The following is a 16379-nucleotide window of genomic DNA, read 5'->3' as shown; positions in this document are numbered from 1 at the left end:
TTAATCTCATATTTAAAATAAAATCATTATAAATTTAAGATATTGATTAACAGGTGTATAGTTGTGATGTGCTAAATCCTATTTTTTTTAAGTATGATGAGTTTGTTACATTAATAAATCAATATTTGCAAGATTTATTTTTCGAAAAAAATGCCTACCTTTAGGCACTTATTTTGAATATACAATTTTAAACTTAATTTTAAATGAATTTAGCTGCGTTTGTAAGTGTTAATGCTGAGAAATATCTCTCTAAACCTGCCATTGGTTTTAAGAAATATGATGAATGGAAATCGCTTAGTTGGACTATGTTTAAAAGAACCATCTTTAAAACCGCTAATGCCCTTAAAGAGAAAGGGGTGAAGGAAGGTTCTAAAGTTGCTATTTATTCTGATAATTCAGCAGAGTGGATTATCTTCGATTTGGCGGTTTTATCCTTAGGTGCTATAAGTGTGCCTATCTATAGTACCAACGGAAAGCAACAGGTACAATATTGCTTACAAGATTCTGAAGCTTCGGTAGTACTAGTTGGGAATCAGGAGCAGTACGATATTTGTTCTGAGATAATGAATGAAGTGTCTTCTTTGAAATTTATAGTGGCAGCAAAAAAACACATAGTATTAAGACATACTAATAGCATTCATTTAGAAAATTTAACTCAAAAAGGAAGCGAAGACTTTGAAGTTTACCCAAGAGATAAAAGCGATCTTTCCACAATACTTTACACTTCAGGTACTTCAGGTACACCTAAAGGAGTGATGCTTACTCACGGAAATTTAATAGATTGCTTTCAAGCTCACACTGATTTCTTCAAATTCAAAAATTTTGAAAATGAAACGTCTTTAGCTTTTTTACCACTGAGCCACATTTTTGAAAGAAGTTGGACATTGTATTGTCTTAGCAGAGGAGCTAAGGTTTCTTTTTTAGAAAATACGAAACTTATAGCTCATGCTTTAGAAGAGGTTAAACCAACAATGATGTGTGCTGTACCTAGGTTTTATCAGAAAATTTATGGGGCTCTTAGAGAAATGGTGGAGAAAGGCTCTTCTATCAAAAAGAAAATTTTTGACTGGGCACTCAATATAGGCACGCAATGTAGTGAGTACAGACGACAAGGGAAATCCGTACCATTTGGATTGGAGCTTAAAAATAAAATAGCCAATAAACTGGTATTTAGTAAAATAAAACAGAAATTAGGTGGTAATCTTTGGTTTATGCCTTGCGGTGGTGCTTCTATATCTCCTGAGATTCTTAAATTTTTTGATGCTATGGGGGTCCATATTACCGTAGGCTATGGTCTTACTGAAACTACAGCTACTTTAACTTGTTTCCCTGCATACAATTACGAATACGAAACTGCAGGTATCCCGATAGGTGACACACAAATAAAAATAGGTGAAAACAACGAAATTTTAGTTAAAGGTAGTGGGGTGATGAAAGGATACTATAACCTTCCAGAAGAAACTGCCAAAGCCTTTACTGAGGACGGTTGGTTCCGAACAGGAGACGCTGGAGTTATAGAGAATGGTACTTTAAAAATTACTGACCGTATCAAAGATTTAATGAAAACTTCCAATGGTAAATATATTACACCACAGGTCATAGAAAATATATTAACCAACAGCAACTACATTCAACAAGCTATGGTAGTGGCAGAAGGCAGACCTTTTGTAACGGCAGTTATAGTTCCTAACTTTGAAGCACTGAAAGAGAAGGTAAAAGCTATGAAGTTGTCTATGACCGATTGGAATGAAATTGTCTCTTCCGAAAAAATAACTCAGTTTTATCATGATATATTACATGATATTCAGAAAGAGCTATCTGCATTTGAGAGAGTTAAAAAATTTGTATTACTTCCTAGTGAGTTTGAAATTCATACAGGAGAGATTACCCCAACGCTTAAGGTTAAAAGAAATGTAGTAATGTCTAAATACAGTAACTTAATAGAGCAGTTGTATGCTTAATTTTTAAAGTATTTTAACTTTAATAATTAAATTTTATGTTAGAACAATTTTTAGGAACGCCAGATTTTGAAGTCAAAAACATACAAGTTTCCGAGACTTGTCCGTCCAATATTGCTTTGATAAAATATTGGGGAAAGTATGCACAACAAATACCTGCTAACCCTAGCATCAGTTTTACACTAAATAATGCTAAAACAACTACCAATATCGTTTTTAATGCTGATGAACCTTTTGGAGTAAAGACTTACTTGGCGGGAAAGGAAGAAACTCAATTTTCATCTAAAATAGAAAAATATTTTAAAACTATTGAGCCTTATCTCCCTTGGATTCTTAGCGGAAGCTACGAAATTAGAACTGAAAATACTTTTCCTCATAGTTCAGGAATCGCCAGTTCGGCATCGGGGTTTGGAGCGATAGCCAAATGTTTAATGAAGATAGATGAGGCTTTTTCTAAAGAAGCTACAACCCACGATTTCAGGTTGAAAAAAGCTAGTTTTTTAGCTAGATTAGGAAGCGGAAGTGCTTGTAGAAGTTTATACAACGGCTTAGTGGTTTGGGGAGAAACACCAGAAGTGGAGAGCAGCTCTGACTTATTTGCTGTACCCTATCCTACGGAAAAAGTTGCTGAAGTATTTAGAAAGTTTAACGATTGGGTATTACTTATTCACGAAGGGCAAAAGAGCGTATCCTCTACCGTAGGACACGGGCTAATGAATACCAACCCTTACGCTGAAAGACGCTTTCAGGAGGCTAGGGAAAACTTTGTTCCACTAAAAGAAATTTTGAAGTCTGGAGATTTAGAAAAATTCATTACCCTAGTAGAGCACGAAGCCCTTACACTACACGCTATGATGATGATGAGTGAACCTGCATTTATCCTTATGAAAACAGGTACTTTAGAGGTCATCAATAAAATTTGGGAATTTAGAAAATCAACAGGATTGCCGTTATTCTTTACCCTAGACGCTGGTGCTAATGTGCATTTGCTTTTCCCTGAAAATCAAGAGGCTGAAAAAATAACTACTTTTATTGAAAAAGAATTATTACCTCATACCCAAAATGGAAAAGTAGTAAAAGACAGTATAGATTTTTAAATTTTTAAAAATTAAATGAAACTTCATCACATTGCCATTATTTGCTCTGATTATTCGGTTTCAAAATCTTTTTATACCGAAGTTTTAGGGTTAAATATTCTACAAGAAGTTTATAGAGAAGAAAGAAACTCCTATAAATTGGATTTAGGCATTGGTAGTGATTATGTTATTGAACTTTTTTCATTCCCTGATCCTCCTAAAAGACTTACCAGACCAGAGGCGTGTGGATTAAGACATTTGGCTTTTTCTGTGGACTCTGTGGAGGAGCAAAGAGAGAAGTTACTAAAATTAAATATCAGTTGTGAAGCTATTCGGGTAGATGAATGGACGAATAAAAAGTTCTTTTTCACGCAAGACCCAGATGGACTTCCGATAGAATTCTACGAAAAGTAAAATATCCAAATAAATCATAATAAAAGTAACAAAATGAAAATAGGAATTTTAGGAGGCGGACAGCTAGGAAGAATGTTAATACAAGAAGCTCTGAAATATGATGACGATTTTTATACCCTAGACCCTAGCCTTGAATGTTCTTGTGCGTCTATTTCAAATCTTACGCAAGGTGATTTTAATGATTACGAAACTGTACTCAATTTTGGTAAAGATAAAGATATTGTTACCATAGAGATAGAACACATCAATACAGAGGCTCTAGAACAACTGGAGCAGCAAGGCGTTAAAGTTGTTCCCAGCTCTAGCATTATTAAAATTATACAACATAAAACGCTTCAAAAATTATTTTACCAAAAACATCAAATTCCAACACCTGATTTTCAAATCATTCATAATGCTTTGGAAGTGGATTTTCCGTTTCCTTTTGTTCAGAAATTGGACAAAGGAGGCTATGATGGTAAAGGGGTACAAGTCATTAAAAATGAGAACGATTTAACTAAACTTTGGGACGCACCTTCTGTTTTAGAAAAATTGGTAGATATTGATAAAGAGCTTTCAGTCATCGTTGCTAAAAACGAAAACGGAGAAATAAAAACTTTCCCAGTAACGGAAATGGTGGCAGACCCTAAGCTCAACCTTTTAGATTTTAATATTTGTCCTGCATTTATATCAGAAGACACTCAATTACAAATAGATGCTATTGTTTCTAAGTTTATATCTGCCACTGATTCTGCTGGACTTTTTGCCATAGAATTATTTTTAGATAAAGAAGGGCAAGTATGGGTAAATGAAACGGCTCCTCGTTTGCATAATAGTGGGCATCAAACTCAAGAAGGCAATTACAACTCACAGTTTGAACAATTTTATAGAGTGATAAAAAACTTACCACTCGCTGAAGTTACCACTAGAGGATTTTCGGGTATGCTGAATTTGGTGGGAGAAGAAAATGCTTCTGGAGCAGTAGTTTATAAAGGTTTGGATGAAGTGCTAAAACGCCCCAACACCTATGTTCATCTTTACGGGAAAAAGGAAACGAAACCTGGTAGAAAAATGGGACACATTAATGTTTTGTCTGATAGTAGGGAACAGTTGATACAAGAATTAACCGAAATTAAAGCATTAGTAAAAGTAAGTGCTAAATAAATCTAATTTTATATAAAAAGAATAAAGAATGGTAGGAATTATTATGGGCAGCCAAAGCGATTTACCAATAATGCAACAAGCAGCAGATTTTTTACAATCTATGGAGATACCGTATGAACTTACGGTGGTGTCTGCACACAGAACTCCAGAAAGAATGTTTGATTATGCTAAAACCGCTAAAGAAAGAGGTCTTAAAGTTATTATAGCGGGAGCTGGTGGAGCGGCTCACCTCCCAGGTATGGTGGCAAGTTGTACTACACTTCCTGTAATTGGAGTGCCAATACTTAGTAGTAATTCTATTGATGGCTGGGATTCGGTACTATCTATATTACAAATGCCTTCGGGAATACCTGTAGCAACGGTAGCTCTTAACGGAGCCACTAATGCTGGAATACTAGCTGCCAAAATTTTAGGCTCAGCGGACGAAAGTATTTCTAATTCATTAGAAAATTATCAAGAAAGTTTAAAAAATAAAGTATTGGATAGTATAGAGTACATTAAAACTCAGCACCCTAATCAATTTGATTGAAAAAATAAATAAAAATGGGAACGCCTAAGGTGTTCCCATAAATTCCATTAAATCTATATAATTTTTTTGATTGATGCCGTGTCCACTCATATACTCTCTAAAAGTAAAATAAGCCCCTAAATCATAGAGTAAATCGGCTGCCTTTCGTCCCCATTCCAAAGGAATAATAACATCATCTGTACCGTGCGAAACAAAAAATCTAAGATGTTCTATTTCCTTTTTTGATTTTGGATACCCTTCCAATAATTTTAGTTCAGGGTAACAGCTCATACAAGCTACTTTACTAAATAATGAAGGAAACCTAAATGCCAAAGCATAGCTTAGCATACCGCCCTGACTAAACCCACATAAATGAACTTTAGAACTAATGCCATAATGCTGTTTTAAAGCCTGTATATTAGTATAAAGTTCTTCTATTGCTACTTTTGCCTGTTCTACATCTATAAGGTTATTTTCGTCCATAAGGTTAATATCAAACCAAGCGTAACCTTGATAAGGCGTAGACTTAGGAGCTCTAAAACTCACGATAAGCCAATCTTCTGGTAGATTAGGCACGAATGAAAACAAATCCTCCTCATTACTACCATATCCGTGCAGAAGAACAAGCATTGGAGTTTCAGAGGTGATATTCTGTGGCTCTCTAACTAAGTGGTACAAATCCATCATTTAAAAATTAAATGGCTTTTACTATGAAATAACTCTTTTTCCCTTTTTGTAAAAGAATAAACTTATCGTCTATAAAATCCTTTTCAGATAGACAAAACTCCTCATTTACTTTGGATTTGTTGACAGAAATGGCATTTCCTTTTAGTTCTCTTTTAGCCTCTCCTTTTGATTTTAAAAAACCTGAATCCGCTAATAAGTCGGTAATGTTTATTCCAACAAGTTCCTTTCTAGATAGTTCTTGCTGAGGTACACCATCAAAAATATCCAAAAATGTGGTCTCATCTAGTGCCACCAAATCCTCTGCTGTAGAATGACCAAAGAGAATTTCAGAAGCCTTAACCGCTTTTTGATACTCTGCTTCTCCGTGTACCCAAGAGGTTACTTCTTGTGCCAGTTTCTTTTGTAATTTTCTTTCGTGAGGAGCTTCTCTATGCCCGTTTATGAGGGCTTCTATTTCCTCTTTATTAAGGAAAGTATAGAATTTAATAAAGCGTTCTGCATCTTCATCAGTAGCATTAAGCCAAAACTGATAAAAACGGTACGGAGAAGTCTTTTTAGCATCTAGCCAAATATTTTCACCAGCTTCACTCTTTCCGAATTTGGTACCATCAGCTTTCGTAATTAGCGGAACTGTAAGTGCATAAGCCTCTCCTTGTGCTTTTCTTCTAATGAGTTCAGTACCGGTAGTGATATTTCCCCATTGGTCTGAACCTCCCATCTGAAGTTTAACACCTTGATTTTGGTAAAGATGAAGAAAGTCATACCCTTGTAGAAGCTGATAGGTAAACTCCGTAAAGCTCATACCTTCAACACCTGCATCGCCAGAAAATCTTTTCTTTACAGAATCTTTTGCCATCATATAATTTACGGTAATGTGCTTTCCGATGTCTCTAGCAAATTCAAGGAAAGAGATAGATTTCATCCAATCGTAATTATTTACGAGTTCTGCTTTGTTAGGGCTATCACTTTCAAAATCTAATAAACGAGAAAGCTGACCTTTGATACATTCTTCATAATGTTTTAATGTAGCTTCATCTAAAAGATTTCTTTCTGCAGACTTTCCAGAAGGGTCTCCAATCATTCCTGTAGCACCACCTACTAGTGCGATAGGCTTGTGCCCATGTTGCTGAAAATGAGCCAATATTTTAATAGGAATTAAACTTCCGATATGCAGTGAGTCGGCTGTAGGGTCAAAACCGATATAAGCCTTCGTCATTTCTTTATTTAGCAAGTCTTCTGTGCCAGGCATCATATCGTGGACTAAACCACGCCATTTAAGTTCTTCTATAAAAGGGTTCATAGTTGTATTTTTCGCAAATATAATGATTTTTAGGTTTATGGATTTAGGAGATATAGGAACACCAAGATAATGGTATTCTTTAATATTTTGTAAAAGGAATGAGTAAAAGCTCTATTGATAGAGGTATTCTACTTTGATTTAAAGTTTATAATAAACTTAATCTGATTATCATTTATATAGTTCATAACTACACAACTAAATTTACTAAAGACTAAAGAGTCATTATCTCTTTCAAATTCTATAGTAAAATTATGATTATGAACTAAATCTTTATCTTTTTCATCTGAAGTTTTTGGATAAACAAAAGATTCTATTTTGTATATAGCACCATCATTATCAATACTCACGCATCTACCTGTGTTTTTTTCTTTGTTTATTCCTAAATTTTCTTTTGATACATTAGAAATATTATAAAAACACCACTGATTATCGCTTTTTCGCTTAACATATTCTTTGTAAGGAACCGATTTAGAATTAGAGAAATTAAAAATATATTTTGCAGCCCTTAATATTTCTACAAGCCCCTCTTTTAATGTGATACTTGTTTTCCTTTGTCCGTCTTCACTTTCAATTTTAATTTTTAGTAATTCATTTCTAGACTTAACATGACCTTTAAATAATATATTTTCCTTATTTTTTAAATAGGAACCTTCCACTGTCCCATCAAAATCTTTATTTAAGGGATAGATTTGAAGCGCTTTTTTATAACTCTCCCAATTTTGTTCACTTTCTTTTGACAGATTGAGGCTATCTAAAACTTTCTCTTTCATTAGTTCTTTATCTTGCGAAAAAACACAAATAGGAAGAATAATAAAAACAACTGTTAAATATGCTTTTCTCATTGAAAAAATAAAATTTATCTTAAAATTCAAAAATTACCGAAAACAATACAATTTATGATAATGTTTCAAAATAAATGACACTTTTAAGTATGACATCTAAAATATTTAAAATCCATAATCTCAAAACCTCAAATTTAATAAATGTTTTTTTATTCTAATGATTGTAATTTATATTCTTACGCTTATGAAATAAAATCTTGGTTATATAAATAATATTCTTCCACAAATACCACCTAAAATAAAAAAAGAATTACTATCAATACCTATGAAAAAAAATAAACCCAAGTCCTCGGCATATTATTTGATACAGAGGAGCTAAAACAAAATTATGAAACATTTATTTTTAACCCTTATGCTATTCTGCGGACAGCTTATTTTTGGGCAGAAGAACTTTTTAGACCAACCTTATTTAGAAACTTCGGGCAAAGCAGATACATTGGTAATACCTGATAAAATAACCATTAACATCAACCTCAACGAGGCCGATACTAAAAATAAAATATCGGTAGAAGAACAAGAAAAAAGAATGGAAGGTGCCCTTAAAAAGCTAGGCATCAATACCGAAAAAGATTTATCTCTTAATGGTTTATCTAGTGGGTTTAAAACTTACTTCTTAAAAGGTCAAAACATTATTAAACAAAAGAACTACTCTCTTATTGTTCGTAATGCGGTTACGGCGGGTAAAGTCTTGATGGCGCTAGAAGAGCAAGGCATTTCTAATGTGAACATTTCTAAACTAGAATACACCAAAGAAGAAGAACTTTTGTTAGCCCTAAAGAGTAAAGCCGTTTTAAAATCCAGACTAACAGCGGAGCGAATGGTAAAAACTTTAAATCAAAAATTAGGTAAAGCTATCTTTATTTCCGATGAAAATAATGCCTATCCTCAAGTAACTCCTATGATGATGCGTTCCGCAAAAGCAGTGGAAAGCTATGATGCTACTTCAGAAGCTCCTATTGATATAGAGTTTAATAAAATCAAGTACGAAACTTTTGTTAATGTTAAATTTCAGCTAGATTAAATTATAAAGAATAAAATACTAAAACAATGAGTCAAGGGTTGCGTTTTCTTCGTAACCCTTGTCTATTTCTAGTGTAGGAGCATTTGCAGCGGCTACGGCTAGTCTATCGCAACGTTCATTATCGGGGTGTCCGTTGTGCCCTTTAATCCAATGGAAAGTTGGGTTGTGCATTCTCATCAAAGGGACTAACCTTTGCCACAAATCAGGATTTTTAACTTTATTAAATCCTTTTTTTATCCAACCATACAGCCACTTTTGGTTAATGGCATCGGAGACATACTTGCTATCAGTATAGATATGAACTTCGTTTTCGTTGTTTTTAAGTTTTTCTAATGCCACAATAACCGCCAATAGTTCCATACGGTTATTAGTCGTTTTTCTAAACCCTTGCGAAAATGCTTTCTCATAATTCAGTCCAGAAACTCGCATAATAACTCCATAGCCACCTCTGCCTGGATTTCCACTACAAGCTCCATCTGTGTAGATATCAATCTTCATTTAGAATGGCATATCGTCATAATCATCAATCTCATTCATAGAAGACCCAGAAATATTATCTGGAATATCAAATGCAGCACTTGGTTGTATGGTAGTTTTGATGCTTTCAAATCCGCTAGGATTATTATCCATTCGCCCAAAATTAGAACTTTCGTAACCGCCGTATAAATCTAAATCCGCAAACTTGGCAATTTCTTTAAAGAAAGAAAGCCTTACTTCGCCCGTAGCACCATTACGGTGTTTTGCTAAAATAATTTCGGCTTGGTTGGTAGTGCTGGTTTGTGCTCCTTCCTCATCATTATCCCAAAAATCTATCTTATAATATTCTGGACGGAAGATAAAAGATACAATATCCGCATCTTGCTCTATCGCACCAGATTCCCTTAAATCAGAAAGTTGAGGGCGTTTGTTAGGGCGAGTTTCCACCGTTCTAGAAAGCTGTGATAAAGCAATAATAGGCACATTGAGTTCCTTTGCTATGGCTTTTAATGAACGAGATATGGTGGAAATTTCTTGCTCCCTTGTACCACCTTTTCCAGAGTTTGCAGTCATTAGCTGTAAATAATCCACCATAATGATTCTCACGCCGTGTTGCATTACAAGTCTTCGGCATTTTGCTCTAAAGTCAAAAATGGAGAGAGCTGGTGTTTCATCTATATAAAGTGGAGCGTTTTCTAAAGCAGCAACATTGTTAAAGAGGCGTTGCCATTCTTCATCGCTCATTTGACCTTTTCTTAATTTTTCAGAGGAAATCCCTGTTTCGGAAGAAATCATTCTGGTAATAAGCTGTACTGATGCCATCTCTAATGAAAATACAGCAATAGGAATTTGATGTTCTACTGCAATATTTCTAGCCATAGAAAGGATAAACGCCGTTTTCCCCATACCAGGACGAGCTGCTATGATAATCAAATCCGAGTTTTGCCAACCTCCTGTTTCCTTATCAAGTTGGGTAAATCCCGAAGGAATACCCGAAAGCCCTTCTTTATCTTTAAGAGATTTAATTTTTTCAATGGCTTCACTTACTAAAGAACTAGCAGTATCAAAGCCCTTTTTTATCGTTCCGTTGGTGATTTCAAAAAAAGATTGTTCGGCACGGTCTAAAAGTTCAAATACATCTGTAGATTCTTTGTAAGAATTGTCTATCACATTCGCAGATACATTGATGAGCGACCTCAAAATGTATTTTTCTAGGATAACTCTCGCGTGGTATTCTATATGGGCAGAAGAACTGATGCCTGTGGTTAAATCTATGATATAAGCGTCCCCACCAGCCAAATTAAGTTTTTCTTGCTTCTTTAATTCTTGGATTACCGTTAGAATGTCTATCGGCGTATTATCACCAAATAATTTAATGATGATACGGTAAATCTCCTGATGTCTAGGGTCGTAAAATACCTCAGGCGTGAGTAAATCGTAAGTATTATCAAGTGCCTTTTTATCAATAAGAAAAGCTCCTATAACCAGTCTTTCTAAATCTACTGCATTGGGTGGCATTTTGCCTTGAGAAATAGAGAGTTCCTTCGCAAAATTACCGTTGACTAAAGATGATAATGTTTCCTTTTGTGCCATAGGGCAAAGATAGTGGTTTTATGTTTTATAGAGCTACAATGTTAAAAACTTGTTATTATCTTTTTAGCAATAAAAAAAGAGACTGCAACAAGTACAGTCTCTTAGCTAATCATTTATATTTTTCTTAGTAATTCTTTACTAAGCCTTTTACAATTTTGATAACATTAGGCATTGCTTTGTTAGCTGCTTCTAAAACTTCCTCGTGAGAAACATTGAACGCAATTTCTGGTCCGCCTAAATCGGTAATGATAGAAATACCAAATACATCCATACCTTGATGTTTTGCTACAATAACTTCAGGCACGGTACTCATACCCACAGCATCACCACCAATAGCACGGATTAACCCGTATTCAGCAGGTGTTTCAAAAGTAGGTCCTTGCAGAGCTACATAAACCCCTTGGTGTACTGTGATGTTATTCTCTTTTGCTACTTCTTCAGCAATGCTCAACATTTTTTTGTTATAAGGCTCACTCATATCTACGAAACGAGGACCTAATTCATCTATATTTTTACCTCTTAATGGGTGTTCTGGCATCATATTGATGTGGTCGTTAATCAGCATCACATCAGCCACTTTAAAGTTAGGGTTTACCCCACCTGAAGCATTAGAAACGATTAGATTTTTAATACCCAATAAATGGAACACACGGAAAGGGAAGGTTACCGTTTCGATAGAATGCCCCTCGTAGTAGTGGAATCTTCCGCTCATCATAAGTACTTTCTTACCTTCTAGTGTACCATAGATTAGGCTACCTCCGTGCCCAACTACTGTAGTTTGAGGAAAGTTAGGTATATCAGCATAGTCCAAAGTGTGGATTGCCTCTACTTCGTCTTTTAATTTACCTAATCCAGAGCCTAGCACGATAGCAAAGTCTGGTGTATCTCCAATAATGTTCTTAATAAACGCTGCTGTTTCTTTAAATTTTTCTAACATAATTCAGTATTATTTTGTTAAACTCCTCTAGCTTATCCATTTCTACATTGATAGGCCAGTAATATAATTTATCACTTAGATATTCAAAAGTTTTTAGCCTTACAAAATCTTTTTCTGTGGTAAGTATCATTTTATAATCTCCCATTTTTTTATACTCGGAGATTATTTTTTGCACATCAGCATCTGTAAAGCTGTGGTGGTCTTTAAATTTAAGGTGCTTTACTCTCTTAGCAAATCTATTCAGATGTTCTAGGAAAGGCGTTGGATTGGCAATTCCTGTAATCACCAATATATCGTAATAAGCCAAATTATTATCTGGTAAAGATTGTGTTTTGGAGAACACCGTTTCATCATAATTGATGGTGGAGAAAAATACCTTTTGGTAATGTTTAGGGCTTATTCTAGAAATATAGTATTGTTTTTTCTCCTCCGTAATATTGGCAGGACATTTAGAAACTACAATGATATGAGCCCTTTTCATTCCGTTTCGGCTCTCCCTTAAATTCCCTGCAGGAAGAATAAAGTCTTTAAAGTAAGGGTCGTTGTAGTCGGTCATTAAGATGTTAAGCCCTGCATTGATTCGGCGGTGCTGAAATGCATCATCTAGCACTAGCACATCTAAATCCATATCAGAAATAAGTTTCTTAGCACCGAAAACTCTATCCTCACTTACCCCAATTACAAAACGATTCTTAAAGCGTTCAAAAAGTTGCATAGCTTCATCGCCTACCGTTTTATAATTACTATTGTAATTCACAACTCCATAGCCTTTGGTAGTACGTCCATAGCCTCTAGAAAGCACTCCCGTACGATGACTTTTTGAAAGGAGTTCTGCAATATGCATTACCATTGGAGATTTCCCGCTACCACCTACGGAGAGGTTACCTACATTGATAATAGATGTATTAAATTTCGTAGAAGGCAACAATCCCCAATCATACATTTTGTTTCTTACAGAAGTCCCTAGATGATAGATTAAGGAAAAAGGATAGAGATACCATCTTTTCATATAGTCCACTTACAAATTTCCGTAGGCAAAAGTACGCTTTTTTTACGAGGAAAGAAAGAAAGCCCATTAGAAACAAAAAAGAAAATTAGTTTTGTTTTTTATAGAGTGGTGGATATAAATTATGCCCTATTTATTACTTTTTTTTCCAAAAACTTGCATACTTCCACAAAAGATGATATGTTTGCCCTCAGTTTATGAGACACTATACCAATTACATACAAAAAAGTGTAAAAAAGCACTCCAATTATTTGGTAGTTCCAAATAATTTCGTAAACACACACAGTAGTTTCGTGGGTATGCGTCCGACTATCTAGAAAATTCTTTAGATTCTTATCGTTAATTATAAATAATGTTCCGCCAACATTCGTTGGAGGCATTTCGTGTTTAGCACACTTTAAGTTTTGTTTTCATAAACCGCTAGAAGTCTCCTTATTTCATAAGTTTAATTTGTTGTTTTTGTTAGGAGCTTCTAGCTTACAGGAAGGATATTATGTCCTTTCTGCCTTAGCCTTCCTCCTTGTTTTGTGTGTGTTAAGAGGGGGAAGGCGTTTTTTTAGGTTACAGGTGAGATATAAGAGTTTAGAACTTAGTATCACCTCAACTCTTAAGTCTAACATCTAAATATAGCATCTATAAACTTTGAACTTTAAACATATAAACTATACATTTTATGAAAAAAAACTTATTATGCGCGGTGTTTCTGCCTTTGGTGCTGAACGCCCAAGATTACAGTGGTAGAGTGGGCATCAACACTACTGAGCCGAGAGCCACTTTAGATGTAAAAGGAAAGGGTGAAACCGTAAATACCCATTCCTTTAATATCCGTAATAATGCTGATACCGACTTGGTAATAGTAAAAGATAACGGATGGGTGGGAATGGGAACCCAAACCCCAATTGATAACAATGCTAGATTAGAAATCTCAGCCAATAGCTGGTTTCCGCTAATTATTAACTCTACTAATACCGATGGAGGTGGTATTGCCCTACATCCTAATGACTTTAGTAAGAGAGTTGAGCTGAGTGTAAAAGGTAATGGTGATTTTAAAATCTGGTCAGCAGAGCGGGAGCGTTTAGTCATCGACAGAAAAGGAAATGTAGGGATAGAAACACCATCCCCTAAAGCCAGTTTAGACATTTCTAGGAAAGCACTTGATCTTTTACCTGCGGGTACTCCTCAGGGAGTTATTTTTCCAAAACTCACTACTTCAGAACGTTCTACTTTTAATAATGTAGAAGAAGGCACTATGATTTACAATACCGATAAGAAATGTCTAGAGATGTATCTGGGCATAGTTTCAGGGGTGCACCAATGGTCTTGCTTACCCGATGTAGGGAGTAATAAAGCACAAAGTGTAGCGGTAACGGCGGCAGGTTTTGAGGGCTCTTATATTGGAGGCATTAACTTCAATAATAGCCAAAAAGTCAAGTTTAAGTTAGAAAACAACTCGTTTTCTAATATTAGTTCATCTTTTGCAGATGCCGTTACAGTACAGAATGGCTCAGCTAATATTTCGGCAGGGAATTGCCAATGGCAAAAGCTTAATGGTTCTACACCTACAGGTAGCTTGATGTCGTGTGCCTCGCCCAACCTTATCACTTTGAACTCGGGAGAGTCGGCGATGTTATGGTACACTATGAGTGGTACCCCCGAAACAGGCTCTTTACAAACTAATTTTAGTAAGTTAGGTGCACAAGCAGACCAATCGACTGTCGTAGGTTTAGGTTCTGCCACTATTAATAACCCTAAAACGGAGTATGTAGTTTCGCTTGTTTATGACGGAACCACACCAAAAACGGAAATCCAAGGCAAGATAAATAATGGAACGAATAAATTGGTGGTAAAAATACCTTATACTAACGGTAGTGGGTCTTATAACGAGGTAACCTCTCAAGCAGTAGCTACCACTGCAGGACAAAATAATGACACCAATAAGCTTACACTTAATATCCCAGCAGGAAATTTTGGCGTGAATGGAACTTTAGATGCCACTATAAGTGTAGATGGCGATGGGGAGTATCTCGTAAAAATGTTACCTCCAGGGGAAGAGTACGAAATTGCCACCATACCTTACACACTAAACGGACAGCAGTATAGTGTAGTGCTTAAAGGTATTGGGGGTATCCCAGACCGTTGTTTTGGTAAAACAACATTTGATTGTGTGGGTTATGGTGCTAAAGAATTAGAACATCAATTCCTCTATGTTCCTATCCAAGGTCCAGACGGCAGAACTTGGCTGAATAATAACCTTGGAACAGAATATGCTAAAATAGACTCACCGTGGTTTAACCCAGTACAGCAAGCTACTCTTAAGTCAGATTGGAAGGCTTATGGTTCGCTATTCCAATGGCAGCGTAACCCTGATGGACATGAACTTATTAATTGGACTGGACCTACTAGTGGTATGCCTAAATATAACAATCCTAGCTCCTATCTGTCAGCCTCTTGGACGACACCTGATACCAATCAGTTTATTAAGGTCAATAATAGGCCGTTCTATTGGACGAATGCTATCTATAAGCCAGGAAATCTTGTATTATGGCAAAAGAATGGTGCTACCAACCCTTGCCCATCAGGTTATCATGTACCAACAAGAGACGAACTAAAAGCTTTGCATAGTGCATATACTGGTCAAGATGGAGAAATAGATGGAAGAAATGAGTTGTGGTTTGACACGATTCTACGATTGACTGCGAATGGTTATCGTGCAATGGGTAATGCCGCTTTTGGGTATCAGGGAACAGCAGGTTGGATAAGATCATCAACAGAAATGACTACACTACATCATCAAATTGGTTCCAGCTCGATTAATGGTGAGTATGGTTGGGCAGCAAATGCCTTTAGTGTGCGTTGCATTAAGGATAACTAATCAGACTTAGCCTAAGGGAGAGGGTATCCCCCTCCTTATATATAAAGCAAATAACTAAAGTATAACCAATAAAAAAACAAAGTAGTATGCCTATTAAATACAATGTAATAGAAAGGGTAAACCCCTCTAAAAGAGATGAGAAAAAGTGGTATGCCAATGCCAAAGCAGATGGCGAAATTACCTTCAAAGCCTTAAGCAAAGAAATCGCCCAAGGTTCCACCACTGTAAGCGATACCGATGTGCTGGCGGTGCTTAATGACCTCACTAAGCTGCTATCCAAACACTTGTCCGATGGCAAAATAGTAAGATTGGGAGATTTTGGTTCTTTTCAAGTTGGCATTTCCTCCAATGGCGAAGACGAAGCCAATAAAGTTACCGCCTCTAGTATTAAGAGTGCTAAAATTCAGTTTCGCCCAGGGGAAGATTTACGCGGTATGCTCTTAACAGCAAAATACGAGAAGTATAGTAAATAAATAGGGGCAACCCTATTTTGAATGGAACGACTGCCAACCAAAAGTTGGCAGTCGTTATTTTTATAGCAGTGC

The 16379-nt window shown here is 35.8% G+C and carries 15 protein-coding genes; 8 read left to right on the top strand and 7 right to left on the bottom strand.

Features of this window, described 5'->3' with window-relative positions:
• The first annotated feature begins 203 nt into the window (after positions 1 to 203).
• The 5 genes from D1J36_RS01625 to purE are packed head-to-tail and all read left to right on the top strand — an operon-like array spanning position 204 to position 5120.
• The gene (locus tag D1J36_RS01625) at positions 204 to 1961 is read left to right on the top strand and encodes an AMP-dependent synthetase/ligase (protein ID WP_154137190.1); all 1758 of its coding nucleotides are present in this window, start codon (positions 204 to 206) and stop codon (positions 1959 to 1961) included.
• A gap of 35 nt (positions 1962 to 1996) precedes the next feature.
• Complete coding sequence (locus D1J36_RS01620) at positions 1997 to 3055, top strand: diphosphomevalonate/mevalonate 3,5-bisphosphate decarboxylase family protein (protein WP_154137189.1); 1059 nt, start codon at positions 1997 to 1999, stop codon at positions 3053 to 3055.
• A 15-nt stretch (positions 3056 to 3070) separates the two neighbouring features.
• On the top strand, positions 3071 to 3448 hold the full coding sequence (gene gloA2 / locus D1J36_RS01615) for an SMU1112c/YaeR family gloxylase I-like metalloprotein (protein WP_154137188.1): 378 nt from the start codon (positions 3071 to 3073) through the stop codon (positions 3446 to 3448).
• Positions 3449 to 3481: 33 nt separating this feature from the next.
• Positions 3482 to 4591 (top strand): 5-(carboxyamino)imidazole ribonucleotide synthase, encoded by a 1110-nt coding sequence (locus tag D1J36_RS01610; protein ID WP_154137187.1) that lies wholly within the window; start codon positions 3482 to 3484, stop codon positions 4589 to 4591.
• A 28-nt stretch (positions 4592 to 4619) separates the two neighbouring features.
• Complete coding sequence (gene purE, locus D1J36_RS01605; RefSeq protein WP_052910076.1) at positions 4620 to 5120, top strand: 5-(carboxyamino)imidazole ribonucleotide mutase; 501 nt, start codon at positions 4620 to 4622, stop codon at positions 5118 to 5120.
• 24 nt (positions 5121 to 5144) lie between these two features.
• On the opposite strand, the gene D1J36_RS01600 is transcribed toward purE, so the two are convergent.
• The 3 genes from D1J36_RS01600 to D1J36_RS01590 form a co-directional block, all read right to left on the bottom strand.
• Positions 5145 to 5786, bottom strand: coding sequence for an alpha/beta hydrolase (locus D1J36_RS01600; protein ID WP_154137186.1), 642 nt, complete (start codon positions 5784 to 5786; stop codon positions 5145 to 5147).
• Positions 5787 to 5793: 7 nt separating this feature from the next.
• Entirely contained in the window at positions 5794 to 7086 is a 1293-nt protein-coding gene (gene tyrS / locus D1J36_RS01595; protein ID WP_154137185.1) for a tyrosine--tRNA ligase, read from the bottom strand.
• A 128-nt stretch (positions 7087 to 7214) separates the two neighbouring features.
• On the bottom strand, positions 7215 to 7928 hold the full coding sequence (locus D1J36_RS01590; RefSeq protein WP_154137184.1) for a hypothetical protein: 714 nt from the start codon (positions 7926 to 7928) through the stop codon (positions 7215 to 7217).
• A gap of 328 nt (positions 7929 to 8256) precedes the next feature.
• On the opposite strand from D1J36_RS01590, the gene D1J36_RS01585 reads away from it, so the two are divergent.
• Positions 8257 to 8949 carry an SIMPL domain-containing protein gene (locus D1J36_RS01585; RefSeq protein ID WP_154137183.1) on the top strand — a complete coding sequence of 231 codons (693 nt, stop codon included), beginning with the start codon at positions 8257 to 8259 and terminating at the stop codon, positions 8947 to 8949.
• Positions 8950 to 8967: 18 nt separating this feature from the next.
• On the opposite strand, the gene rnhA is transcribed toward D1J36_RS01585, so the two are convergent.
• The 4 genes from rnhA to lpxK all read right to left on the bottom strand — a co-directional run bounded on the left by rnhA (position 8968) and on the right by lpxK (position 12965).
• Entirely contained in the window at positions 8968 to 9447 is a 480-nt protein-coding gene (gene rnhA, locus D1J36_RS01580) for a ribonuclease HI (RefSeq protein ID WP_154137182.1), read from the bottom strand.
• On the bottom strand, positions 9448 to 11019 hold the full coding sequence (dnaB, locus tag D1J36_RS01575; RefSeq protein WP_154137181.1) for a replicative DNA helicase: 1572 nt from the start codon (positions 11017 to 11019) through the stop codon (positions 9448 to 9450).
• 124 nt (positions 11020 to 11143) lie between these two features.
• Entirely contained in the window at positions 11144 to 11956 is an 813-nt protein-coding gene (locus D1J36_RS01570; protein WP_154137180.1) for a purine-nucleoside phosphorylase, read from the bottom strand.
• Positions 11940 to 12965, bottom strand: a complete 1026-nt coding sequence (gene lpxK, locus D1J36_RS01565; RefSeq protein WP_154137179.1) for a tetraacyldisaccharide 4'-kinase — start codon at positions 12963 to 12965, stop codon at positions 11940 to 11942. The genes D1J36_RS01570 and lpxK overlap by 17 nt, the downstream gene beginning before the upstream one ends.
• A gap of 670 nt (positions 12966 to 13635) precedes the next feature.
• On the opposite strand from lpxK, the gene D1J36_RS01560 reads away from it, so the two are divergent.
• Together D1J36_RS01560 and D1J36_RS01555 are read left to right on the top strand one after the other, a co-directional pair.
• Positions 13636 to 15834 carry a fibrobacter succinogenes major paralogous domain-containing protein gene (locus D1J36_RS01560; RefSeq protein WP_252339402.1) on the top strand — a complete coding sequence of 733 codons (2199 nt, stop codon included), beginning with the start codon at positions 13636 to 13638 and terminating at the stop codon, positions 15832 to 15834.
• An 86-nt stretch (positions 15835 to 15920) separates the two neighbouring features.
• Positions 15921 to 16307: an HU family DNA-binding protein gene (locus tag D1J36_RS01555; protein ID WP_154137178.1), complete on the top strand. Its 387-nt coding sequence runs from the start codon at positions 15921 to 15923 to the stop codon at positions 16305 to 16307.
• Positions 16308 to 16379: the final 72 nt, after the last annotated feature.

The sequence above is a fragment of the Riemerella anatipestifer genome (assembly GCF_009670965.2).
In the GTDB taxonomy this organism is placed as follows: Bacteria; Bacteroidota; Bacteroidia; order Flavobacteriales; family Weeksellaceae; genus Riemerella; species Riemerella anatipestifer_B.
This window is presented reverse-complemented; position numbering and strand designations above follow the sequence as displayed.